The following is a 24185-nucleotide window of genomic DNA, read 5'->3' as shown; positions in this document are numbered from 1 at the left end:
CCTATTTTATGTATTTCTTTGGGGAGTCTGATCGCCATTGTGAATCCAGAATGCTGTAGCATAGCAGACTTACAGCAATTTGAGATCAAACCCGCTACAAAGCTGGTAAACTTTAAAGATGTAAAAAAAGGAGATTATTTAGAGATGGCAGCATATTCTATTGACTTCCGACAGAAGATACTAAGTGCCTGGCAAAACAAAGAAGGCACACAAAAAGAGTTAGCAAAACGATTTAAAGTCAGTTTATCGTTTCTACGTGACTTTTTGCGTCGGTATCGAGAGACGGGGGAGATAGCTGCCAGGACTCTCTTGAGGGGATCGCCGCTCGAAGCTTAAAGGTAAAGAGCAAGAATTGTTAAAGATAATAGTGACAGAGAAAATAGATATATATTTGCGAGAGATTCACTCTTGAAATAAAAGAGCGCCAAGGCATATAAGTAAGTATATCAAGTTTGTCCCGCACTCTTAACCGCTTAAAAATAAGGCGTTAAAAAAACTTTAGTAGCGAGTGAGCAAGCTACAGAAAGAGTACAAAAATTGCGCTATGAATTTAGGCGTTGGCTAGATACTATAGACATCAAAAACCTCGTATTCATTGATAAAACAGGTGTAAATCTGGCTATGACACGAAACTATGGTAGGTGCTGTTCGGTGGAGCCAGAGTCTATTATAACCGCCCAGGAAATAAAGGCAAAAACATCACTTTAATTGGAGCTATGAGTGAGGTCGGCTTAATTGCCACTATGACTTTTCCAGGTAGTCTGAACACAGCTAGTTTTTTAATTTGTTTGAGGAAATATTAACCTCAGTTGTGGAGTGGAGCAATTGTAGTCATGGATAATTTACCTGTACATTATGCTGAGACTACAAAGGGTTTAATTGAATCTCTTGGATAAGAAAGTAAAATTTTTGCCTCCCTACTCGCCTGATTTATCGCCCATTGAGTTATGTTGGTCAAAGTTAAAAGAAATTCTTCGTTCCCAAGGAGCTCGCACATCCGATGCTCTTGATGAAGCCATCACTATAGCTGTTAATCTTATTACTGATGAAAATGCTCTCAATTGGTTTAATCATTGTGGTTTGTTTTTTGAGCCTATTTAGAGAGCTACTTGTTATGGCGGGTTTGGTCGCAAAGTGCTGTAAACGCACCAACAAGCGGTTATCGTGTGACTCGCGCGAGCACTTGAGGTTAATGTTGCGATTCTTCATGTTTCCCTTCAGAACTAATCCTGCGATCGAAATAGCTATGCCCTCTCTTCCATTGACTAAACTATGAGTGACAGCACCAGCTCAGAAAATCTGGCTGAAGTTAGAGATACCCCAGACAAACCGGTTACAGAACCTCGTCTGTACCAGAGTAGACCGATCACCCCTGTTGCGACACCCCCTCCTATGGTATCCAGCCTCCACGCACAACTGAGAACAGACTTGTGGCAGCAATACCCTTCAGGTGTCGGCTACTTCCAACACCGAGCCAAGGGCAACCCCAACAACATCATCGAGCACTACATCGCCAACCCCGGCGACATCACGCTGCTGCCTTTAGAAGAGGCCATGCAAATTATTGACAAGTTTGGGCTGACCGCTGCCAAGTTGCACCTGATTTTTGCCGCTCATATTATGAGACAAGAAGAGCCGTGGGAAAGCTTATTCACTCTCGAAGGCAGTGACTTAATCAAGGAAATGGGCTGGGACAAACGCACAGACTTGCCCGCGTCTAAAAAACTGAATGAACTAGCTAAAACAGCGTATGCTCTAGGTTGCCTAGCAATCAAAGCCACATGGGTTGAAGGCAAACACAAAAAAGGTGGAATTAGAGCCAGCGTTGACACCTCGCGAATGTGGAATATTCAAATTCAGTTAACAGGTCAGCAGAATCTGGAGGGCAAAATAGAGCAGCCTGATGAAGTCTACATCACAGTCCAACCGGGACTCTGGACTCATGCCTTCTTGAACAAAGCAGGTTACTTCGCCAAAGAAGCCTTGTATCAGTTTGGCTATTTAGCCCAAGAGATTCTCAAAATCGATGCCTACCATGATGAACTGGCTTTGCGCTTAGCACTTCATTTGACGATGGAAAGCCGATTTCACACCAGTGGCAGTTACAAAGTGGAAACCCTTCTAAAAGCGCTCCTATCCCAAACGGTAATCGATATAGCCCGGTCTGACCGTAAAAAAGCTTACACGCTGATGAATAGCTGGAATCACACCCTGGAAGTGCTGTTGAAACTCCAGCGAGCGTTTCAAATCGAGTTTGACCAAGAGACCTACCCAGAATGGCTGAGACCCGGTAGCAAGTATCGAAAAAAACGAGGATACTTTGACACGCTATTGGCAGCCAAAATTACCATCCATCCGCCAGCACCTATCCCCCAACTCCTGGCAAGCAAAGCTGAACTCAAACAGGTTCAACCGCGTCTGAAAGAAGCTCCCAAACCTAAACTGACAAGCAATGAGATAAAAGAAGCAAGAACAGCCAAAGGTTGGACTCAAGCACAATTGGCTGGCTGGCTAGGGGTGTCGCAGCGATATGTATCCATGTTGGAACGTGGGGAGCGAATCCCAGCACCAGAACTGGAATCCCAAATCTGGCATCTGTTAAGCATTCCAGATTGACAGGACTCACGCACAGCCTCAATATACGGTGTTTTGTAGGGGCAACCCCCCGTGGTTGCCCCTATCCTAATGATGCTTGGCGTTAGTCCCGCGGGACTAAGACCAATTCTGGGCTTAAATCGACCTGTAATCCTCTCTGAGAAAGGAATTTAGCTTGGCTGGCGGATCTGAGGCTCAAACCCAGTCGCAGCCAGAAAAAAGACAAATCAACCTCTAACCCTCTTCAAAACTGGGTATGAGCCTATTTTTAAGCTAAGTTTTGTCTAAGTCCCCCTAATACTGTAACCAGAGTCCTCTTGCGACATTTAAGATAGGCTTCATCCAACCTGCTCTCACCGAAGCGACGCTACAAACCAACCCTTTCCGGGCTGGTTTTTTTTTTCAACAAAGGATGCTCGGACTGTTCTGAAACTTGTTCTAAAAAAAGTAGGTATTTAAAATAGCTCTCAAATCCATACCCAATATAAGTTTGACCGTTAGAACAAAACCTCTAGAATGCCGCGACAAAACCTCTAGAATGCCGCGACAAAACCTCTAGAATGCCGCGACAAGTCATTTTTGAAACTCTTGCCACGTAAAGTTTTCAGCCTTTAGAACAATTCTGATCAGTCTTATTAGACTGATTCGCCACCAAATCCCGTGTCGGCTGGTCTGGCAGGATTGAAAAAATAGTCGCGCACCCTTTCTCATCTTTTAGCGGGGCGGTCAGTCTAAACACTGCTGGAGTTAGGACAACTGCATCGCTACAAAAAAGCGATCGCAAAAGTACAAGACCTTAAAACCGCTTCGCTAAAGTTTGCCGATAGTTCAAGCGACGGCGCTATGAATCGGGTTCCGGCGCAACTACCACACCTGGTTGTTGAAGCCAACCCGAAATCCAGTTGAGTGCAGCGAGCGCTGCATTCGCGCTCAATAGCCCGCGGTCAAATTCACAACAACCGCTCTGGCAAACCTTGCGGCTGTCACAGTCGCATGAAGGGACATTTACGCTCATTTTTACCCCGGAACAAAAAATGGTTGCAGATACAACTACCTGGCACAAACCGCCATTCGCCCGACACGCCGCAATTTACGAAGCCCTAGCCGACATACTAGAAGGCGCTACCCCCAGCGCCCTCAAACTCGCCCTCTACCTGTATAGAACCTGCATCGGCGGCAAACCAGAGGAAATCGACATCAACTGCATCCCCTTGGGCGAAAAACGAGCCACCCCAGTCAGAAACGGCAAACCCTATAGCCCTAACACCAGGCGGGCAGCCCTCAAACAGCTCGAAAAACTCGGCTTGGTCAAAATTCTCAAAAACTACGGGTGCGGCATTTTCCGCATAGCAGTGCAACACCTGGGCGACGTTCGTCCCTTCACTCACACCAATTCAAAATTCCAAAAACTGAGCAATCCGTCAAAAAATCGACTGAACCAGCCAAAAATTGAGCAAACAGGGGGTTCAAACCCTGATGGTGCCGTACTCTTTACAGAGGATAAAAAAGAACAGCAAAGCACTAAAAATGTTGCTGCTGTTTTTTTAAATTTTTTTCAAGAGGAAGAAAATTTAACATCACCAGATAAAAAACCACAGCTTGTAACTGGGATCAAATCTAAAAGCACTGAATTAAATAAAAATTTAGAACAAAAAGTAAAAACCCCTAGTGAAAATAAATGTTCCGCCCCAACCGCTGAATGTCTGAGAATTAATTCAGATAACAGTCAGGCAGTCGATGTGGCAATGCCTTGCACTTCAGAACAAAGAGGTTTGACCTCTAAACCCCCGCAAAAACTGCTGACAGAACTCAACAGCCTCGACAATCCAACAATCTCTGCCGCCAAATCACCAATACCTACCAATAAAGCTGTTCCGTTAAGTCCTGAAATATCTTCGCCCGTTACTCCCCAAGTTCCTGAAACTGTCCAACCAATTGCAATTGCCAACCCCGATGCGACTGAAACTGTCAAAGCCGTTCTAATTACTAATTCTGATGCGACTGAGATTATCGAAGCGGTTGCAATTGCCAACCCCGATGCAACTGAAACTGTCGAACCAATTGCAATTGCCAATTCCGATGTGACTGAGATTGTCAAAGCCGTTCCAATTACTAATCCTGATGCGACTGAAATTATCGAAGCGGTTGCAATTGCCAATCCGGATGCAACTGAAATTGTCGAAGCCGTTACGCGAGCCACAGGAGGCATGAATTCTGAATTAAAAATTTGTGTCCTCCAGCACAGCTTAAACGAAATCCAAGCCGCCATAAACCTGCTGCAAGTCCGAAGCCAAACAAAGCAAATATCCAACCCTTCAGGGTGGGTCGTTGATTGTTTGCGCGGTCGCTGGTGGGAGAAAACTAACGGTTTTCAAAACTCGAACCCAACAAATGTTGTTTCGTCTCCAGCTTCAACAGGCTCTTCTCCAACTCCAAAAAATTCTCCTTCTGCACAGACAACAAGAATAACTGAGGATTATGTTGACCCTCATTATATGCCATTAGAAACTCATCGAACGTTATGCGAACAGTTCCAGCAACTAGGTAAAGAAGCTTTTGCCGCGCTAGGTATTCAGCACCAAATTTACTTGCAGTGGATGCATCGATTTCCTCAGCAACTCAAACAAATTTTGAACAAATTGTCTACTACTTAGCTATGAGACCTAGCTGTGAAAACACTGATTATTCAATTCCTGTAGACAGTTTCCAATTCTGTAGGCAACTAACAACACAGTTCAAGTAACAACAATCTCAAAGGAGAGTACCAGATATGGGAGTCAGTTTTGTTGACAAAATTATGCCGACTAATATTGATGCAGAGGAAGCAATTTTAGGCGGAATTTTGATCGACCCAATCGCCATTAACCGAGTCGCAAATATTCTGCGTCCCGAAGCGTTAGCAATTACAGTCCACCAACACATTTATCGGGCCGCTTTAGCGCTGCACTCTAAAGAGCAGCCCACAGACTTGATGAACGTCACCACTTTCCTCGACGACCACAACCTGCTGGAAGTAGTAGGGGGTCAAACTAAACTGGTAATGCTGGTAGACCGAACTGTTTCAGCCGTCAACATCGACCAATATGCCTTGCTAGTCGTGGACAAGTTTGTCCGGCGCGAACTCATCAAAATTGGTAATGACCTGGTGCAGCTTGGCTACGAAACTTCCACCGAATTGGATGCCATACTAAATGAAGCCGAGCAAAAGATTTTTGTCCTCAATAAGTACAAAGAAGAGCGACAGAAAGCTATTCGGCCTCTTTCGGAATACTGCCACGAACTTTGGCGATATCTAGATGAAATTGAGGAACAGCGCTTGGAGACTGCTAACTACTGTCCTGGAATCAGCACGGGGTTTTACGACCTCGACGACCTATTGGGAGGGGGATTCTACCGAGGCGAATTGATTGTCATAGGAGGTCGCCCCGGCAGCGGCAAAACAGCTTTGGCTTGCGCGCTTGGGTACAACATTGCTTCCCTCCCCAGGAACGGTCGGGTTTTGATGTTTTCGATGGAAATGCCGGGTCGGGACTTGGCAGCGCGGCTAATGGCACTTGAGAGTGGGGTGTCGGTGAAAGATATCAGGCAAGTTAACCTAGCTGGTAAGTACGAAGTGCTAGCTTCGGCTTTGGGGAAAGTTAGCGATGCTGATTTTTGGATAGACGAAAGTTTGGAACCATCTCCCTTGGAGATTCGTTCGAGAGTTAGGGAGTTTGTTTGTGAGCGCGGCCCATTGGGTTTGGTAATTGTTGATTACTTGCAATTGATGGTGAATTCGGCGGATGAAAATGTTGTCAATAAAATTAGCGAAATTACGCGGCAGATGAAGATTTTGGCTCGCGAGGTTGACGCGCCGGTTGTGCTGCTTTCTCAGCTCAATCGGGGGGTAGAGACTCGCACGAACAAGCGTCCAAGTTTATCAGATTTGCGTGGCTCTGGTGGAATTGAACAGGATGCGGATGTTGTGCTTGGAGTTTACAGGGACGATTATTACAATCCTGATTCTCCTGATGGGGGAACGGCTGAAATTATTGGATTGAAAGGACGGAATAGCGGAACGGGAACGGTTAAGTTGCTGTTTGATGCTGAATGCTGTCGGTTTCGGAATATCTATAAACTCCGGTAATATTAAAGGACAGGAAAATATTGAGCTCTGTCGCCTTACTTCAGAATCCCGAGTGCCTTGACAAGCTGTTCCGGCTGTACCTCCAAATAGCGCTGGAGACTCGACAAATTTTTGTGTCCCGAAATCTCCATAATCACCCGCAGCGGCACCCCCGCATTGCTCAAATTAGTCAGCGCCGTCCGCCGCATCGAATGTGTTGAAGCCCCCTTAATTCTTACCCGCTTGCAAGCTTCTTTAAAAATCACATCCGATGCGGCGCGAGTCAAAGGCTTCGTATTGTCTCGCCCCGGAAACAAAAAACCTACATCTGGATTGTAAGCCTTTAAATACTTAGCCAGCATAGGATGGAGCGGCAGCGTTCGCGTTGCTGATTTCCCCTTTGTCGTCGCTTTCCGCAACGTGACTGACCCCCCAACAATGTCGTGAGTTGTTAAAGCTAACGCCTCTGAAATGCGGCAGGCGCAGTAAAAAGTTACAGCAAACAAAAGCCTGTCCCTTGCTGTCATAAAACCCCGGTCAAACAGTCGGTCAATTTCTGCAGGCGTCAAAATCTTAGCGCGCCCATTCCCTTGAACCTTCACGGCGCAGCCCTCTTAGCGTAAATTCCTTCATTATTGGACGAAAGGGGGTTTACGTCAAGTAGGCTAACTGGCTTCTATTCTTTGATGGCTAACCAAATCCGGCTCAATCGCTTTCTGGGCAATCGGAGGCGCTTATTGCAACTCACTTCCCGCTTATTGCTATTCAACTGACTCGAATTCTCGGAAAAGTTGATAATCGGTAAGGTGGCGATCGCGTCTATGAGGTCTCTGAAAGTAACAGGTTTTTGGGCGTTCATAACACCGCGCTACCAATAAAATTATTATTCACTAATCTAATTATACTATTGTTTGATTCTACCTGCAACCTTTTTTGCGGCCAGTTAGAGCCTGAAGAACAAGTCATCAATATTCTCCAATAATCCTTCTACTTCCCGATGTGGTTCGATTTGGAGACGTTTGTCCATCATCGCACCTCGCTGACGAAAGCAACTACACCTTTACTATACAAGTCGGCTGCAACGGGACTTGACATCAACGCGATTGGGCGGTATCTCAAAAAACTGATAGCCTAGCCAGAGTTGGGCTTTGAGAATAGTTCGTCAAATATAGATTCCAATTGATTGATTTAAGGAAATATCGCGCTGCAATTTCTTTATCAAGAAATTGGCCTAAAAACCTATCAAAACAAATCTGTTGCAGTCGATGCACAGTTAAGAACTCATGTCAATCTCAAAAGGAAAGCGAGATTTGATTTCGACCCTGCCACTAAAACAGTTGAAGGATATGCCGCCTGCAATTGAATTTCCTGTAAACTTTGCCAAAATTCATCTCCCGCGCTTTAAGTGCGGCGAGATGGTGCGCTGGACGGGTGTTAGCGAAGAAGCTGACAGAGGAATGGTTATCGGCCAATTTTACAATTACGAACAGTGTCAATGCTGTTGGATGTGGTGCTACATAATTTGCCTTACTCCTGATTCCAAAAGTGCAACGTGGTGTCAGTTTGATACTGCCTGGGAGGAAGATTTGGAGAAGTTTGAGGATGATAAAAAAGCAGCAGACTTTGACAGATAGAGAACGCAATTTGATTGCAGTTTACAGTGAATGCCAATTGCAAATGACACCGAGGCAGTTTTATGCAAAGTGGGGAGTGAGTTATGAGGAAATTGCTTTTATTTGTTCTCGTTCTGATTCTACAGTGCGGGGTTGGTTTAGAAAGGGGAAAAATCGCAGATTTCCTACTGCTGTCGATTTGCGTCATTTGGCTTTAATGGATTTTCTGCTGGAACACTTTGAGGAAATCCCAGAGGCATTGGTGGCTTTCCTGTGTCCGCATTGTGAAGATAATAGCCTGGATTAATAGTGGCGGGTATAACGGAAAGACTGTTCAGGGCAACGACTGTATACGTTGTCGCAATCATATACTGCTGACTTGTTCCAACAGTTTTGGTGGCTGCTATACATACACCAAGCTTTTTCAGCATCAAAAGATAATTTGAGCTTGTCTTAGCACAAACCTCGTCAAATATCAATGTCACCGTGACCTGTCTTTGACAAGATTATTCAATTACTGTCTTGGCAAGCAATGAAACAAGAGCACAATCTGTTACTTTTACTGCTGAGGTACTAAAATGACCTACTCTGAAAAATTGCACCCGTGGTGTATCATTAGCCTGCTTCCTAATTGTCAGCGTGTTATTGTGGCACGATTTCGTAAGAGAAACGATGCAGATGATCATCTACGGGTTTTGCAGCGATTAGTGAAAACGCGCACATTTGTGATTATTTTTGACATGCAACCAAAGCCTACTGTGCCTAAAGAATAACGGCGAATGCAGCGAAGGTTTGAAATCGAATTAATCGAGATACCTGCGTTAGTTGAATAAACCGACTTTCCAGCGATTTCTCCCAGCGACAGAACCTACTGATAGCTGGGAGAATTTTTTATATATTTTACTGATTCTCTACTAACTACAACTTTTTATCATAGTATTGATTGACGCAAAGGAGCGATCGCATTTGTACGGATAGTTACAATTGCATAAGTAAATATGCTCTGATTGATAGCTGTGCAATCGTAGATGTGGCTAATAGTAATATAGCTTGCGAGCGCAATAGATATTCCTTCTCTATCAATACTTCGGAATTTTGAAGAGTTTTTTTGAGAGATGGCTCTGGCGCAAGGTTCGTAGGTGGCTAATGTTGCGCTGAGTTTTTGGATTTCTTGCCATAGCTCTACTATCAAGGCTTCTTTTGCCTCGTTCAATAGTTGCTTTAAGCCGGGTAGTTTTTCCATTCCTTTATCTAATGTCTATCTCGTCTTCTTGTCAAGGGGGTTGAGCAATTACAATCAAAGAATCAATAGAGACAAGTGCGACCGCATCTTGTCGGACAGATAATTAATGGGAATTAATTAAGAAATTTCTTGGGAAACACGCTTACCGTTAAAACTTTACAAAAAATAGATCGTTAAAAGCAAGGCCGCGATCGCGGCAATTTTTGAGAATAAGCTGCACTTGCTTGTACTGCGAATCCAGCCATGACCCAAATAGAACCAAATTCCGAACCAACTGGAGAGGATATTACACTTTCAGCTACTCAAAAAGTGGGTGAAACCATCAACAAAACTGAGAACACTTCACAGAGTCCTGACTTACTTGATGAAGGAGAATCAGAACCTTATGAATTCAATTTTTGTACAATCAAAATCCACATTGTTATGCGACCAGACGATGGGCATCCAGAAGGGCGAATCGTAGAAATTACAGCAACGAGCCATGACGACTTACCACTATTAGTACAAGTTAGAGAAAACTCGATTGGAGCTTGGCCAAACCATTTACAAGAATTGCTCCAGCGGTTAGCCTCTAACCTACCTAACCGAAAAGTGAGCGCTCAAATTCGTTCTTCTGTTGCTCAACCCCGGAAAAAAGCCAAACCAAATCTTCAAAATCCTGCTAACCACCCCGTCAACAAAGGTGAAGCTGGAGTACAAATCCCCCTGTTTTAAAGAGGTAACAATGAGTCTAATAGAATATGAAGGCAGGCAAATCGAACTGCCCAACGAAATTACTGCAAATGATGAAAAATTGCTAGAAGTCCTACTTCCTTACTTCCCTGAATTAAGCGAAGCTACAATTGAACGAAAAACAGGTCAACCCATTAAAATCATCAAACAAGCCAAGACAAAGGGTGTAGAAGAAGATTGGAAAAAAGAACTATGCGTACTGCTCACTCCCCATTCCCCACTCTCCTCACTTATGGCAGCACCAGAAGAACCGAATCAAGCTGTCCAACTCACTTGGGCTCTCCAATGTGAATCTATCAACGGTTATGTTACTCCGCTAACCTTAGCAAGTCGCACTCAAGAAATCTCTCAAGCAATAGCGAGAGGTGAACAAGAACTACAGCGATTTAAAGCAACTCTCAAACAACTGCAACTTGCGCCAGCTATTGCACATCCCCAAATTCCCCTGAATTTTTAATGCCTGCAACCATTTTGTCTGTGTCGCAAGCCATCGCTGGTTTGCGACACTCCTACCCAGTAACCAAGCCAATTGAAGCGATTGAATTTCTCCAGCAAACGCTTAATAGTATTCAAATACTAAACCTTTACCAACACTTTTTTCCAACTGAATTTACCACCAGTACCAGTTCTATTTACTCTGATAGTCCTGACATTCATAGCCCCCGCGAATTAGAATTTTTCAGTCGGCTTGACGAAACAGAACTTATCCCTATCAGCCCCTGGCAATTAGAAATAGCCCAAGAAGAACGCCTCGACGAACTCCTGATAGAGCCTTGGGGGTTAGATTGGTTTAGCTATGAAGATTATGATATTGAGTCATTAGCCCCTGAGTGGCAAATCTTGCTGCCTCTAACTTCTAAAGGACTAGATTGGCTAACTGAAAATGACGCACAAGATTGGTATGAAGAGGAATTTAACGTTTTATTTTCTCACGTTTTACCACCCGATAGTATCAATTATCTGCAATTCCAAGAACTTTGCTCTCTGGCTGACTTTCCCATAAAATCAGTGCCAATTGTACTAAGTTTCCTCAATTATTCAACAGGTAATATTTGGCTAGACGGCTGCGCTCAAGACGAGTATCAATTTAGAGAATGGACAGTCGAAAACTTGATATCTTTATCAGCGCAATGGCAAAGTGCTAAAGAAGTAATAACCCAAGCTCAACAGGTTATCGACTGGCTTGCTACTGACCGCCCTCGACGTTTTCAGCAAATTCTTGAACTCTGGAACAAGAGCACTTTGTCAATTTGAATTACCTATGAATCCAAATAATTACGATTGAAACTCTCAAGTCTAAAAATGCTGAGATCCCCGCTTAAGCGTATTCATTGTGAAGCAGCAACCGCTAGTGCGGTTGTAGCTGTTGGAAATTGAGGTCTTAACCATGACTGAAACTCTAACAACAACCGAAAGAATTGCACGTCTCAATGACCAGTTGCGTCAAGGAAATACCAAAATTGGTGAAATTCGGATCACTCAAACTGTAAAAGCTCTTCCTCCTGAATACCAACAAAAATTACTGCAATTAGTAAGAGATTTTAACAGTTTTGAATCGGGCAACGACCCCTACGGAGAACGAGATTTTTTTGCCATTCAACTGGATAGCAAAAACTACTTTTTCAAAATTGATTATTTTGACAGAAAAGCTTGGCTGGACAACCAAGAAGTGAGTTCAGAATGCCCAGAAAACTCGGATAAAACTTGGAGAGTTGCTACCCTAATGAAATCGAATGAATACTAATTTTCAAGTAGGAGCTAACCTTACCTATCGGGTTAGCTCTATAACCTCTATCAATTTTAAGCTATTATGCAACATTTGTCAGGAGAAGCCTTCCGTGAAATTCTGCAAATAGCTCCCCGACAGCTAACAGAAATTGATGCTGAATTACTGTTCATTAAAGAACAATACCTGTTCCATTATCGAGAAGGGACAAAGGAACACTACAAACTACTCTCCTCTGTCAGTTTGAGAACTGCATTTTCTCACGAGCCAATTGATACAGGTTGGATGCCTCCAGGAGTCATCAGGTGGGGAACTAATTCTCAAGGAAATTGGGTAGTAAAATTCATACATCCTGCTCAATATAACCTCCACTTTGATGATATTGAACCGATTACTATTCCGCTAACCGCTTTGGTATTGGTAGGACAGAACACTCAATATTGGGTATGGGCAACTGATGTCGCCACCTTCAACCCAGAGGCGAAAGCTTACCATACTCCCTTACCAAATATCCACCCAAACGGTTTAATTTGCTGGGGACAAAATACTCCCCCGGTTGCTTCAACTCAAACCATTGATATTGCTTGGCAAACTTTCATCACTACTCCTTTCAATGCTGACTTATCCAGCCAAAAAAGCCGAAAATTTCCCCAAGATGTCAGAGAACATCTGAAAAGTTTAGCCTTGAAAAAAAGGCGTTCCTATCCTGTTAAAGATTTAGTTGAAAGCATGTGCAACCAGTCAATTAACTCTTTAATAGAACACCTTTTATTGATTGCTAACCCTATCTAGGGATTGCACTCAACATTTTTCTTTCAACCGCCAAGTTTAAGTTAATGCTAAAACTTTTTAACCACATTCATGCCTCTATTCCCTTGCCTCCCATTGCTACTGGAGTATTCTGCGAATACGTTACAGCTTCTAACGGCGTGTTTGTGCGTTCAGTTCGCCCCGGACTAGAGGCAATGATTCCTGTTGCAAATTCAGCGCCCAATACTATCAAAGGGTTGCCATCTATAGAACCGTACTTGCACCTTGACACTCGTTCAGTACCATTAGAATTAGTCCTTTCTATGTGTACAAAATCTGCATTTAGCAAAGATAATAGTGGGAATCTCACAGAGATTTTATTTCACCTATCCCTTGACAGCCGCAATCAATGGCAACTGACAATTCCACTCCAAACAACTACACGAACAAGCTGCCAACCTCTTGATAATTTATCCTGCTCAACTGCCTTAATTGAATGCCACTCTCACGGAGAAATGCCTGCTTTCTTTAGTAGCACAGATGATGCTGACGAGCGCGGGTTTAGACTCTATGCAGTCTTGGGTAAAGTTAATACTTTAAATCCTGAGATTTTAGTCAGAATCGGAATTTTCGGACACTATAGCTTAATTAAAGCTAGTTCTGTATTTGAAGAGCCATATTTTATCACCGATGCTTACCAAAACTCCCTTAAACCTCGACTTTGAGTACGCCAATTCTACCCCTCTCCTCCTCAAAGATTACTCTCACCTACACTTGTGGCTCGTTGGCTGTGGGGGCACTGGCTCTTATGTAGCTGAAAGTTTAGCACGATTAGCTTACGTTTTCAAACAACGTGGTAAAAATGTCAATGTTGCCTTTGTTGACCCTGACATTGTTGAAGAGAAAAACTTGGGAAGGCAGAGATTTTGTCAATCTGAACTCGGATTGAATAAAGCCGCTACTCTTGCTTTGCGTTACAATCTTACCTGGGGGCTAGAAATTAGTGCAATTCCTGACTATTTTGACCCCAAATTGGTAAAATCATACTGGAATGATTTGGTAATTATCACTGGCTGCGTTGACAATAGTGCGGCTCGTCGTTCCCTCGGCAAAACACTAGAAAGTAACCGCCACTCTGATATTCCAAGAATCTGGTATCTTGATGCTGGCAATAACTTTGATAGCGGTCAAATTCTACTAGGTAGTCATAATTGTGGTGAGGGGTTAATTACTCACCTAGATCAATTTGAGAAAACAGGCATTATGGGAGCGTTACCCTCTCCTATTTGGCAGTGCCCCAATTTGATAGAATTCCAGCCTGAAGAACTGGCAAATACCTATTTATCTTGTGCTGAGTTAGCCACTATTAACGCTCAGAGTCTCACAATTAATCAGGGGATGGCCTCCATTATTGCTGACTATTTATTCCGTCTCACTTTGACGAATGACTTGCGCAGGTTTGCCACTTTCCTTAACCTTAAATCGGGTTCTATGCGCTCGGAATTTATCAGTTTTTCATCTCTTAAAAGGTTTGCAAGAGGGGGAAGGGGAAGGGTGGAAAAAGGAAGGGAAGAGGAAGGGGAAGGGTAGAAAAAGCTGATTATTTGGAGAGGGGAAAGGAAGGCTTCGCCGTGAACTATGCGGCTCGACTGAGCGACATTCGGCTTGCGCTCAATCGAGCCACAATTCGGCTAAGCTCATGGTCGAAGCCTCACGCCGAAGTCCGACGGGAACCCCGCTTACCGAACGTCCGAATGGAAAGTTATAGGTTATTGTTAGCTTTTATTAAAGAGAAAAAGCTAAAATTTATCCTTCCTTCCCCTTCCCCCTCTTTTACTTTAACGAGATTTTTTCGGATTTAATACTGTGTGAATTGCCCGGTCTAAAAACTCGATAAACTCACTGGGATAAGTATAAAATTGACTCTTTCTGGCTCTTCTGGGTTTGAGGGGATTAATGTATAATGAGATACAATGAATACGTGGTGATAGGCATGGACTTGCATCTTGATAGGTTGCTAAATTTACCAAATACAACCATCGAAAGTTTTACGGAAGAAGAAAATAAAATTATTCTCAAGCTGAGATTCTTACATGATGAAGCTCCTTGCCCCCATTGTAATACGCAGAGTAGAAAATTAAAACAAAATCGACCGATACTGATTCGAGATTTATCAGTATTTGGCAAAGTAATTTATTTAAATACGCCACGCCGCCAATTTTATTGTCATCAGTGTCAAAAACATTTTACGGAAGAATTACCCTTTGTAGATTGGGAAAGACGATACACACAAAGATCTGAAGAGTATGTTTATCAACGAGTGCAAAGTGCGAGTGTAGAGCAGGTAAGTCGAGATGAATTTTTGAGTTGAGATCAAGTACAGGGAATATTTAACCACCAATTTTCTCTCAAAAAAAAGGAGAATTGGGAAGAAGTAAAACGGGTGAGTATTGATGAAGTGAGTAAACGCAAAGGACATCAAAATTTGGTCACGGTCGTATCAAATATTGACTTAGGAGAATTGCTAGAAGTGATTGATAGTCATAAACAAGATGACATCATTGAAATCCTTAAGCAGCAACCAATTGAGATCAGAGAGAAAGTTGAGGAAGTCAGCGTTGATATGTGGGGAGGATTTCCAAAAGTTGTAAAAGAGGTATTCCCAAATGCCAAAATTGTCATCGACAGATTTCATGTCATGCAGCCTAAGAATCAAGTTGAGCAAGTGCGAGAAAATTGGTAACACAGTAGCCGTTATCTAAATTGAATAAAAAATCAAATAAGGAGTATGAGAAAATTGGCAACACAGTAGCCGTTATACCAGCCTTGACAGTCGCGTAAATTGCTGTTGTCGGACTCGCGCTTTGCAATCGGCTAAACTGTTGTTGTCTGATAAAGCTTGACAGTCGGCTAAACATTTATTCCCTGACTTGGTTTACAGCAGTCGCTCGACTCCTAGCTATTAATGGCGGTTATAATTCTCCACCCTATTAGTCCAGGTAGTAATTTCTAAGTAGGTAGGCGGGATTAAACCGAATAATGTAACAGTATGTAAATAGGCTTAAGTCAGCCAGTAGAGAGCATTTGAACACTTTACATCGTTTGCCGGATATTTTCGGATAAAAACAGGTAGAGGCCAGTCCCTGCAAATGTCTGTATTCTCACTGATTTTGTACAGTACACACCTGATTTTGTACAGCAAATGACTGACTTTAGTGCTCCCCAAAAATTAACGGGACTTAAACAACTTTTAAGCCCAAACAAAACCCCAACTGGCTTTATATGCAGCTTGAGCGTCCATATTTTGTTGTAGCCAGCGCACAAATCTATAAGATATAGCTGTTCTCAAAGCTTCTAAGACTTCAGTAAAATGTTACTTTTATATCACAGATAGATGGCTAGTTTACCCAAGGTTTATTCCCGATAAAGACCAAATTATCTATAAAAGTTACATGACCAGACTAGAGGGCGAGAATACGCGACTACGACATTACGCACAATGTCATCACTTTGGTATAATTGTGAGAGTATGAGTGCGATATTTGGAGACATTACTACCGTGAGCGTGGCGTTTGGCAGAATTCTATTGAGCTTACACTTTCCAGCAGCGATCGTCCAACAATCTTAAAATCTGTGCAGCAACTCGAACTTTTTCCGCAACCCAAACCCAGCTCCGCTAAATCTCCTCAACTAACGATGAGTTCCGAGGCTTTGTATTCTTGGAAACAACGCATTTTTGAACACCAACAATCTGAAAGTGCGCCACAACCGCGACAGGGAAGTCTATTCGAGCTAGCAGTAAATCCTTGTGAACCCAACAACATAGACCCGTTTGCCCTGCAATTGCACAATCTCTCATTCTGTGAGAAACCGGATTGGGGCGATCGTACTTGCCTCTATTTTGTTATTGACAACGAGCTTCCATTGCTGCTGTATGTAGGAGAAACTGACCGCACTCCCAAGCAACGATGGATGAGCCACGATTGTCATAGCTATATTGCCAAGTACATCGAACTGCACCGCCGCTACTCCCTGGATGCGAGTGTAGCCATAGCATTTTGGTACGGAGCGCCGGCTAATCGAAAAAAGCGGCTGCAACTAGAATCAGAGCTTATCTACAAGTGGCGATCGCCTTTCAACAAAGAATGTTGGCAGTGGTGGGGACAACCCTTTGGCAAGTGATTCAGATGCCAGGAAAACTGCTGATGCACCCTAAGTCTTCCGGGAATCCCATCCGGCCAAGAGGTAATGTATGTCAAATATTCGGGAAATTGAAGAGAGTCCAGGCGACACTTGGGATGATTTGAGTTGGACAGATTTGAACGATGCCGAGCAAGCTTTATGGAAAACTTTAGGCTGGAATGAAGCAAGTTGGGAAGAAGAAACTGATGCTCCCGATTCTAATGATAAATATTGGCAGGACTTAACCCAAAATGAACGTACTGCCGCTGCACAACTCGGTTACGACCAAGCTTCTTGGGATGAGGATTGAATAGGTTCCCAATCGCCCGTTTAGGCAATAAAGCGTATCCCAGCCATTTTTCTGGGGACGAGCTACCAATTTGCCTGATGTTGCCAGGGAGGATCTTTTGGCATTCTGAGGAAAAGCATTGAGTAACTGCCATGACAACTCTATCAACTTTCTCGGATGAACTGGCGGATGCCATCGGACGCTCCACCGAGACGATCGTCGCTTTGCCATCAGGTCGCTTGACGCTCAGCGGGGTGTACTGGCGTCCGGGTATCGTTGTCACTACCATTGATGTAATGCGCTGCCGTGGAGAGATAACGCTGATGACCCCGGATGGGGAGGCAAAGCCGGTCAGCTTGGTAGGTGCAGATCCGGGAACGGATATTGCAGTGCTGCGCGTCGGTGCCACCGACAACCCAATGCCCGAGCTAGCAGATTTAGATGCACTGCGCCTGGGGCATTTGGTACTGGCTCTCGGACGCTCGAATGACGGCAACGTGCGAGCCAGCTCTGGCATTCTGGCATCGCTAGGCGGAGCGTGGCAAAGTTGGACTGGAGGGTATATCGATCGCCTAATTCGTCCAGATATCAAACCGTTTCCGGGATTTGCCGGGAGCCTATTGCTCGATACTCAAGGTCGGGCGCTGGGCATCAATACCACCCATTCGCGGGGTCGTTTTGCCGTTACCATTCCCGCGACGACGGTCGAGCGCGTAGTAGACCAAATGCTGCTCCGAGGACGAGTCACGCGAGGATACCTGGGTGTCGGATTGCAGCCGGTGGAATTGAACCCGCAGTTGAAACAGTCGCTCAACCTGGGCCAGGACATCGGCGTGCTAATTGTGAGCGTGGAAACGGACAGTCCAGCCGAACGGGGTGGGGTACTCATCGGTGATATTTTATTAACGCTGGAGGGTTCAGCAATTTCCAGCGTACAAGCCCTGCGAGCGCAGCTGAGCCCGGAGCGAGTGGGTCAACCCATTACGGCACGGACGATCCGGGGCGGACAGCTCATCGAACTGACCCTGACGGTCGGTGAACGCTAGTGTTTGGGAGGAAACTTCATTGATTCGCGTTCTCATCGCCGCTCGTTCGCCGATCGTGCAGGCAGGGTTGGAGGCAATGATAGCCCGCGAACCAACGCTCCAAGTAGTCGGACGGATTGCCGCTCTGGCAGCGCTGGAGTCATCGTTGTGCTCTGGACACCCCGACGCGATCGTACTGGAAGCGGCCCTGCTAACTGACACCAGTCTGGAAACGCTCGCGGTTCTTCAAGAGGAAGTGGCGATCGCCCTCTTGGTTGCGCCGACCGAATCTTATTCTGCGACAACGCTGCTGCCGTTGGGGGTTAAAGCCATTCTCCCCACCGACGTTACGGCCGAGGAACTGATTCTGACTGTGGAGGCGATCGCGGTAGGTTTGGTAGTTTTGCATCCCGATGTATCCGGTGCTCTGCTTCAGGAACTACCCTCATCAAGCGGGTCGGAGTTACCGGACGATCTTGTTGATACTCCCCTCACTCCCCGCGAACTAGAACTGCTGCAACTCTTAGCAACGGGGCTGGGGAACAAAGCGATCGCCCGACAGATGAACATCTCCGAGCACACCGTCAAGTTCCACATCAGCTCAATTTTTTGCAAGCTCAACGCTTCCAGCCGCACGGAAGCGGTCATCCTGGGAATGCGCCTGGGATTAATTTTTATTTGAGAGTGCTGGCAGCGGTGGGGACAGCCGTTCGGTTCGTGAAACTGCTGGAATTTGGTACTCTAAAAGTTAGAAAACGTATCGGAACAATCAGCCATCTCCGAATCAAACATGGATAGATTTGAATTTCAGCTAGCAATGCTGCAAAAAGGAGCAGAGGAACTAGAGAAAAAAATAGCTAACTTCACAACAATTCTGATGCAGTTAAAAACTGCGGCAATTACCATTTGGGTAGCGTTAATCGGTTGGGTATTTGCCAGCAAAGTAAATACCTTAGCTCCGCTGGGATACGTGATAATTTTGGGTTTTTGGTTTTTAGAAGCTACCTACTGGAGGGTGCAATTTTATTATATGCAAAGATCCAGTGCAGTTACCGAATTCTTGAATGATGAAAGGGCTTTAGATGAAAGTTTTAATACCCGTTCGATACCCGAAGGTCTAGTTCACCCGCTCGGTATGTTAAGAACACTTAAAATGCCTTCTTTAGGTCGAGCTATGGGCGCTCCATCAATCTATATTTTTTATACTTTTTTGTTGGCTGTTAATTCAATTGTTTGGTTGATAAGTCTTAAAACAGCCCTCTAACTGGGCAGAATCCGAACGTGCGATCGACCGAACAATATCTTTCATCCCAACTAACTAGAAGTAGACGCATCGCCACCACCTATGAAAAAGTATCTCAATCTCGCCACCGCCCTCATCGCCTCTCTCAAACCCAAATCTCAATCACCCGCGATCGACACCTACGGTCAATCCACACTCACCGACGAACAACAGCAAGCTCTGATGGAATGGTTGTTCGCTAGTTTGATGGGTGTTGGGTACTTCGGCAAAGCTCACCTGCTCTGGGATGATGGCAAAGACAGAGAACGGGAGATATTTACCGCGTTGATGAGAAACGAGCCGATATTCTTGTACCGCCAAGGTTCCCGACCCACTCCAACAGTTGAGGGATATTGCTGGAACTTGATTGGCGAACATCCCAGTTTGAGGGTGTATCAGTTGCAAGTGGAAGTTGAAGGAGATTGAAGGCGATCGATAGCGTATTTGTGATATCTCAACCATTACTTCAATTACTTTGATGGAAACCTCATCTTTTATTTTGGAGCGGTACGAAGTGGAATTGCTATTGCTGTTGATTGCTCAATGCCAACCGCTTCCCCAATAAATATTTTTTGTTGAGAGATTCCTGTATACTGCAAGTGGGTACTCGCTAAATCTATTTCTTTATGCAGGTAAAATGCTCGAACTCAGAATAAGTTTAACCGTGTTTTGTGTGTGGTTGTTTTTATTGACTAGCAATACTTATTCAATAGCTAAACAAAAATCTAAATGGCTCAGAGTAATCACCGATGAAAACCAAATAGCCAATTATTTAGACGTTGCTTCCCTTGACTCCAGTAAACCGCAAAAGTTTTATACTTCAGCGAGGATATTTCCCCGCGAAGCGGTCAATAATAGCGAAATGCCTCTACGTCGTCCTTATCACGGAGAAAGATGCCCTTGCCCTTACGATTTTGCTATAAATGAATCGCACTGCGGCGGTCGTGCCAGCGGTAAAACTACTTGTTTTGCACCTAAAGGGTCTTCTTCGTTATTAATTTTAAATTCTGTAAATTGTGAAACGAAAGTCCGCAGTATATTGAACATTGACATCTATGATAAAAACAACAAGCAAATTACAACCTATTCCGTAGACACTCTAACAGGTGGTGCATATCCCGTAGCTGTAAAAGTTAGCGACCGAGCAGAGCTGAGTGTTATTAAAGCGGTTTGTAAATAAGATGCGATCGCCCTCAAGAATTAAAAATCAAAAGGTCATTTTTAATTGGTCGGGTGCAAAAGTCCAATGCGTCGCGTTTTTGGTGTGGAGGCACCGTACCCTTTAACTGAATAGCTAACCGAACTCAAATAGGGGTATACCGATTTCGAGCTGACCGCAGGGAGAAATTATTAACTTGGGAGACGCGACTGTACGGGCGATCGGCGATTGGCTGACAGTGTGGCCGAAATGTGCGCTCGGTTCTGATGAAATATTTGTAATCCTTGACTTTGCGACTAGCGGGACCTGGATTACTGGGGACTCTACAAAAACTACTTAGAGATTATGACCGACTCCATCACCGCCCAACTCAACCAAGCTTCTGAGGGCTTGCTCTTCCTCAGCGAGTCTGACGCCCCCTTTGAAGTCATTAACTGGCCAGCACAGGGAGAACTCACCCAGGCGAAGTTACTGCAACTGACGAACCACCCGCCCGATGCTCCCGTTGAAATGCGGACGGTTGACGAGTTCTTTGCGATCGCCACCCAAGAAGAGGATTGGCACGATGAAGAAGAACGGGAAACGGCGAAGCGCTTTCAAAACTTGGTGAGCACACTAAAGCAGAACCTATCGCAGTTGCAGGTTTACCGAGTGGGCAGTATCGAGATCGATGTTTACATCGTCGGGGTGACTCAAAATGGCGAATGGGCAGGGCTTTCTACTCAGGTAGTGGAAACATAACAGTTTTTCAGCCTCAAGGTAGAGAAAAAAGCTCGGGCAAACAGTGAAACTTAAGCAGCTTTAATTAACCCAGAGGAATCTATGGCTCAATCTTACACAGTTAAAGAAGGCGATACGCTTTACGACATTGCCGCCCAATTCTACGGCGACGGCGACGAATGGGAAAAGATTTATCAAGCCAACCTAGAAGTTATTGGAGACAACCCCGATTTAATTGAACCGGGACAGCAATTAACTATTCCTGACAAATAGCTTTTACTGGCTGTCAACTTTCCCCTCAATCACTTGCTGAACCTGCGGGGGTACGTTTGATAAGAAATTCAGCCCGGTCTCCCGCTCCACCTGTTTCACCGAAACCCGAAAGCTTTTCCATCCCTTGCCCTTGACGCTGGCATCGTTGGGCATCTCAACAGCGATCGCCCTGGTGTTTGCCGTAACTCCTTGCAATCCGGCCCCTGGTCTGTCCAAAACTACAATCACTTTCCAAGTCTTTGCCGGCACCGCAATCTTTTCCTTTTTGCCAATACTTCCCTTACTCCCGACCGGCCCGGCAACGATGTAGAGCTCTTTGCCGCTCTGCACCAACTCCCGGCAGTAATCCTCTAAATCTCCCCACACGCCGCGATTGAGTTCTGGTGACTGCGGCACCATGTTGGTCATTAGGAAAGTGCTGCTGTTATCCGCTTCGTTGCGAGTGCGGTCGGCGCTGGGTGCGATGTGTCCCCGGTCGTAGCCGCTGCCCATGTAGTCACCGGGGCGGACTTTGTACCAAGCAGCAGGGAGCGCATCGTCAGGGCTGAAATCGTTTTTGCGATCGGCTGTTCCAATCCAAGATTTATTGAGCTGCCACGATACCCAGTTAGCGGTGTGCATTTTGTTGTTGTAGCTCATCACGTATTGGGGTTTCACCATCAGGTAGTTGTCAATGTTGGCAACACTGGGAGCTGCATTGCTGGGATTGCCCAGAAGCAAATTGCGATTATTGACGCTTGAGCTGATGGGTTCTCTGGTGCTTGGTTTGGGTTGCTGCAATCTCGGTTTCTCGCGATCGACTTGAGGAAGGCGAGAGGGCGGTGCAGTCAGGTTGCAGCCACTAATAATTCCCACCACCAACACCAGAGCGATCGCCCTTTGATAAACCTGCCTCATTGTCGCTACTCCCGCACTTGCTCGTCTCCCCTACCCTGCAAGCTTACAGCGTCATGCCGCAGGTGCTTCTCACTAATTACTTATTACCCATTACCCATTACCTATTACTCTTACCTTTGTATATGCAGTAATGCAGTAATGCAGTAATGCAGTAATGCAGTAAGGAGTTAAGGAGTTAAGGTATTGCTAGTAGGTTGGAGAACTGCGTCAAAAGTACGACAGCCCCAGAGAGTTGGCTTATTGATTCCTCCCAGCAACGCAATCCAGTTTTACCACCAGATGCCAAAACAAGTGCTATACTTGCTGCATTAAGTATTTCAGTAATGCAGTAAACAATGCAGTAAGTAATCATGGTAGCAATTGTAGCTTTCGTTAACCAAAAAGGTGGATGCGCCAAAAGCACTACAGCCGTACATTACGCCCATTGGCTCGTGCAGCAGGGCAAGAGCGTGTTAGTAGTGGATGCCGACGCTCAGCGCTCTAGTTCCCAGTGGTGCAGCAAGATGGAACCAGCGATCGCCACTCACGTACTCCAAAGTCCCGATGACCTCTTAGACCAGTTGACTGACTTAGCTGCTACCGTTGACTACCTGGTAGTGGATGGCCCTGCTGGTTTGAGTGAAGCAACCAGGGCAATCTTGATGAGAGCTGACTTAGCCGTGGTGCCGGTGCAGCCGAGCGGTATCGACGTACAATCGGCGGCAGATGCGGTGAGACTCATCAAACAAGCTCAATCGGTGAGACAAGGCCCGCCCAAAGCAGTGATGTTTCTCAGCCGTGCGGTGAAGGGGACAAAGCTAAAAACCGAGGCAATGGAGTTGTTAGGAAAACTTACACCCACCATCAAAGTGCTCAAATCGGTGATTCACCAAAAACAAGTCATCGCCGATTCTTCAGGTCAAGCAGCGACGGTGTGGGATTTGGGCGGTCAACCAGCTAAAGATTCTGGCAAAGAGTACAGCCGACTATTTAAGGAAATCATGGGAGTGTTGAAATGACTGCCAAGAAACGTAAACCGCTCGGCAGCGCGATGGAAGAGTTTGTTTTCGGTACCCAGGAAGCTGCATTACTACCACCAACACCCGAAGTTGTATCGCCAGCACCAACAGCATCGCAAACACCCGAAACAGTGGAAGCTGCATTGCCAGCACAAACAGCACCGGAGTTTGAAGCACCCGCAGCAGAACCCATCCCCGTTCAATCCAAGGAAAGTAGCTTGACTCACCGACTGCAAGCACCTGATAAAGAAGCGACGGTCAGGTTTACGGTGGATATGTCCGAATCCCTGCACCGTAAACTGTCGATGTTGGCAGCAAAGACAGGGCGCAAGAAAGTGGATATTGTGCGGATGTTACTGTGTGAGGGTTTGAAGGATATTGAGGACTAGAACTTCATTCAGTAATGCAGTAATTCATGCAGTGATGCAGTAATACTCAGACTTCGCTTAAGCGTGAAAATGAAAAAATACCTCAACCTAGCCTGAGCTTTGCTCAGTTCATTCAAACCCAAATCGCAGCTACGGGGGTAAATGAGCAGTCGTACAGAAAGTTACGTTAAGGCTGAAAGTTTTATATGCCTAAAAACAGCGAAGCAC

The 24185-nt window shown here is 45.1% G+C and carries 31 protein-coding genes and 1 pseudogene; 28 read left to right on the top strand and 4 right to left on the bottom strand.

The genetic code is table 11. The features are described from left to right. The first annotated feature begins 144 nt into the window (after positions 1-144). The 5 genes from QUA36_RS31345 (at position 145) to dnaB (ending at position 6721) form a co-directional block, all read left to right on the top strand. On the top strand, positions 145-336 hold the full coding sequence (locus QUA36_RS31345) for a helix-turn-helix domain-containing protein (protein ID WP_445301434.1): 192 nt from the start codon (positions 145-147) through the stop codon (positions 334-336). A gap of 552 nt (positions 337-888) precedes the next feature. Continuing rightward, the gene (locus QUA36_RS12465) at positions 889-1101 is read left to right on the top strand and encodes a transposase (protein ID WP_333457730.1); all 213 of its coding nucleotides are present in this window, start codon (positions 889-891) and stop codon (positions 1099-1101) included. 171 nt (positions 1102-1272) lie between these two features. Next, positions 1273-2616 carry a helix-turn-helix domain-containing protein gene (locus QUA36_RS12460; RefSeq protein ID WP_333457728.1) on the top strand — a complete coding sequence of 448 codons (1344 nt, stop codon included), beginning with the start codon at positions 1273-1275 and terminating at the stop codon, positions 2614-2616. A 1013-nt stretch (positions 2617-3629) separates the two neighbouring features. Next, the gene (locus QUA36_RS12455; RefSeq protein WP_333457727.1) at positions 3630-5249 is read left to right on the top strand and encodes a hypothetical protein; all 1620 of its coding nucleotides are present in this window, start codon (positions 3630-3632) and stop codon (positions 5247-5249) included. A gap of 116 nt (positions 5250-5365) precedes the next feature. Beyond that, positions 5366-6721 carry a replicative DNA helicase gene (dnaB, locus tag QUA36_RS12450; RefSeq protein ID WP_333457725.1) on the top strand — a complete coding sequence of 452 codons (1356 nt, stop codon included), beginning with the start codon at positions 5366-5368 and terminating at the stop codon, positions 6719-6721. A 35-nt stretch (positions 6722-6756) separates the two neighbouring features. Here the strand turns inward: dnaB and QUA36_RS12445 are convergent, their stop codons facing one another. Beyond that, entirely contained in the window at positions 6757-7302 is a 546-nt protein-coding gene (locus QUA36_RS12445; protein ID WP_333457724.1) for a site-specific integrase, read from the bottom strand. 74 nt (positions 7303-7376) lie between these two features. Continuing rightward, positions 7377-7559, bottom strand: coding sequence for a hypothetical protein (locus tag QUA36_RS12440; protein WP_333151806.1), 183 nt, complete (start codon positions 7557-7559; stop codon positions 7377-7379). A 424-nt stretch (positions 7560-7983) separates the two neighbouring features. Between QUA36_RS12440 and QUA36_RS12435 the strand changes: the two genes are divergently transcribed. Next, entirely contained in the window at positions 7984-8334 is a 351-nt protein-coding gene (locus QUA36_RS12435; RefSeq protein WP_333457722.1) for a hypothetical protein, read from the top strand. Then, positions 8324-8620 (top strand): helix-turn-helix domain-containing protein, encoded by a 297-nt coding sequence (locus QUA36_RS12430; protein WP_333457720.1) that lies wholly within the window; start codon positions 8324-8326, stop codon positions 8618-8620. The genes QUA36_RS12435 and QUA36_RS12430 overlap by 11 nt, the downstream gene beginning before the upstream one ends. A gap of 624 nt (positions 8621-9244) precedes the next feature. Here the strand turns inward: QUA36_RS12430 and QUA36_RS12425 are convergent. Next, positions 9245-9556 (bottom strand): hypothetical protein, encoded by a 312-nt coding sequence (locus QUA36_RS12425; protein WP_333457718.1) that lies wholly within the window; start codon positions 9554-9556, stop codon positions 9245-9247. A gap of 243 nt (positions 9557-9799) precedes the next feature. On the opposite strand from QUA36_RS12425, the gene QUA36_RS12420 reads away from it, so the two are divergent. The 19 genes and pseudogenes from QUA36_RS12420 (at position 9800) to QUA36_RS12330 (ending at position 21694) form a co-directional block, all read left to right on the top strand. Next, positions 9800-10270, top strand: a complete 471-nt coding sequence (locus tag QUA36_RS12420; RefSeq protein WP_333457717.1) for a hypothetical protein — start codon at positions 9800-9802, stop codon at positions 10268-10270. A gap of 10 nt (positions 10271-10280) precedes the next feature. Next, complete coding sequence (locus QUA36_RS12415) at positions 10281-10745, top strand: hypothetical protein (protein ID WP_333408970.1); 465 nt, start codon at positions 10281-10283, stop codon at positions 10743-10745. Then, a complete protein-coding gene (locus tag QUA36_RS12410) occupies positions 10745-11542 on the top strand; it encodes a hypothetical protein (RefSeq protein ID WP_333457715.1) in 798 nt (265 codons plus the stop codon). Before QUA36_RS12415 ends, QUA36_RS12410 begins: the two co-directional genes overlap by 1 nt. A 133-nt stretch (positions 11543-11675) precedes the next feature. Then, positions 11676-12032: a DUF3768 domain-containing protein gene (locus QUA36_RS12405; RefSeq protein ID WP_194060237.1), complete on the top strand. Its 357-nt coding sequence runs from the start codon at positions 11676-11678 to the stop codon at positions 12030-12032. A 66-nt stretch (positions 12033-12098) separates the two neighbouring features. Further along, the gene (locus QUA36_RS12400) at positions 12099-12806 is read left to right on the top strand and encodes a hypothetical protein (RefSeq protein WP_333457713.1); all 708 of its coding nucleotides are present in this window, start codon (positions 12099-12101) and stop codon (positions 12804-12806) included. Between the two features lie 44 nt (positions 12807-12850). Continuing rightward, positions 12851-13489: a Mov34/MPN/PAD-1 family protein gene (locus tag QUA36_RS12395; RefSeq protein WP_333420218.1), complete on the top strand. Its 639-nt coding sequence runs from the start codon at positions 12851-12853 to the stop codon at positions 13487-13489. Continuing rightward, the gene (locus tag QUA36_RS12390; protein WP_333457711.1) at positions 13455-14354 is read left to right on the top strand and encodes a ThiF family adenylyltransferase; all 900 of its coding nucleotides are present in this window, start codon (positions 13455-13457) and stop codon (positions 14352-14354) included. The genes QUA36_RS12395 and QUA36_RS12390 overlap by 35 nt, the downstream gene beginning before the upstream one ends. Before the next feature lie 373 nt (positions 14355-14727). Further along, entirely contained in the window at positions 14728-15135 is a 408-nt protein-coding gene (locus tag QUA36_RS12385) for a transposase family protein (protein ID WP_333457709.1), read from the top strand. A gap of 72 nt (positions 15136-15207) precedes the next feature. Further along, the gene (locus QUA36_RS12380; RefSeq protein ID WP_333457707.1) at positions 15208-15507 is read left to right on the top strand and encodes a transposase; all 300 of its coding nucleotides are present in this window, start codon (positions 15208-15210) and stop codon (positions 15505-15507) included. Positions 15508-16132: 625 nt separating this feature from the next. Beyond that, positions 16133-16258, top strand: a pseudogene (locus tag QUA36_RS12375) (IS1 family transposase); the annotation flags it as partial. Between the two features lie 139 nt (positions 16259-16397). Further along, positions 16398-16946 carry a hypothetical protein gene (locus QUA36_RS12370; protein WP_333304804.1) on the top strand — a complete coding sequence of 183 codons (549 nt, stop codon included), beginning with the start codon at positions 16398-16400 and terminating at the stop codon, positions 16944-16946. A gap of 70 nt (positions 16947-17016) precedes the next feature. After that, positions 17017-17256, top strand: a complete 240-nt coding sequence (locus QUA36_RS12365; protein WP_333304802.1) for a hypothetical protein — start codon at positions 17017-17019, stop codon at positions 17254-17256. Positions 17257-17387: 131 nt separating this feature from the next. Next, positions 17388-18281: a trypsin-like peptidase domain-containing protein gene (locus QUA36_RS12360; protein WP_333054891.1), complete on the top strand. Its 894-nt coding sequence runs from the start codon at positions 17388-17390 to the stop codon at positions 18279-18281. Between the two features lie 19 nt (positions 18282-18300). After that, the gene (locus QUA36_RS12355; RefSeq protein ID WP_333257688.1) at positions 18301-18942 is read left to right on the top strand and encodes a response regulator transcription factor; all 642 of its coding nucleotides are present in this window, start codon (positions 18301-18303) and stop codon (positions 18940-18942) included. 108 nt (positions 18943-19050) lie between these two features. Continuing rightward, positions 19051-19524 carry a hypothetical protein gene (locus tag QUA36_RS12350; protein WP_333457704.1) on the top strand — a complete coding sequence of 158 codons (474 nt, stop codon included), beginning with the start codon at positions 19051-19053 and terminating at the stop codon, positions 19522-19524. Positions 19525-19605: 81 nt separating this feature from the next. Next, complete coding sequence (locus tag QUA36_RS12345) at positions 19606-19968, top strand: hypothetical protein (protein ID WP_333457702.1); 363 nt, start codon at positions 19606-19608, stop codon at positions 19966-19968. 211 nt (positions 19969-20179) lie between these two features. Beyond that, positions 20180-20722: a hypothetical protein gene (locus QUA36_RS12340; RefSeq protein WP_333457700.1), complete on the top strand. Its 543-nt coding sequence runs from the start codon at positions 20180-20182 to the stop codon at positions 20720-20722. A gap of 324 nt (positions 20723-21046) precedes the next feature. After that, positions 21047-21442, top strand: coding sequence for a nuclease A inhibitor family protein (locus QUA36_RS12335; RefSeq protein WP_333457698.1), 396 nt, complete (start codon positions 21047-21049; stop codon positions 21440-21442). Between the two features lie 81 nt (positions 21443-21523). Continuing rightward, entirely contained in the window at positions 21524-21694 is a 171-nt protein-coding gene (locus tag QUA36_RS12330) for a LysM peptidoglycan-binding domain-containing protein (protein ID WP_333457697.1), read from the top strand. A gap of 3 nt (positions 21695-21697) precedes the next feature. Here the strand turns inward: QUA36_RS12330 and QUA36_RS12325 are convergent, their stop codons facing one another. Beyond that, complete coding sequence (locus tag QUA36_RS12325) at positions 21698-22591, bottom strand: DNA/RNA non-specific endonuclease (RefSeq protein ID WP_333457695.1); 894 nt, start codon at positions 22589-22591, stop codon at positions 21698-21700. Positions 22592-22941: 350 nt separating this feature from the next. Here QUA36_RS12325 and QUA36_RS12320 point away from each other — a divergent pair, with 350 nt between their 5' ends. Together QUA36_RS12320 and QUA36_RS12315 are read left to right on the top strand one after the other, a co-directional pair. Further along, positions 22942-23589 carry an AAA family ATPase gene (locus tag QUA36_RS12320; RefSeq protein WP_333457693.1) on the top strand — a complete coding sequence of 216 codons (648 nt, stop codon included), beginning with the start codon at positions 22942-22944 and terminating at the stop codon, positions 23587-23589. After that, entirely contained in the window at positions 23586-23978 is a 393-nt protein-coding gene (locus QUA36_RS12315; RefSeq protein ID WP_333257725.1) for a hypothetical protein, read from the top strand. The genes QUA36_RS12320 and QUA36_RS12315 overlap by 4 nt, the downstream gene beginning before the upstream one ends. The last annotated feature ends 207 nt before the right edge of the window (positions 23979-24185 follow it).

The sequence above is a fragment of the Microcoleus sp. Pol10D4 genome, assembly GCF_036701555.1.
Classification (GTDB): domain Bacteria; phylum Cyanobacteriota; class Cyanobacteriia; order Cyanobacteriales; family Microcoleaceae; genus Microcoleus.
Note: the sequence above shows the minus strand (reverse complement) of the source record. Positions and strands in the feature narration are given on the sequence as shown.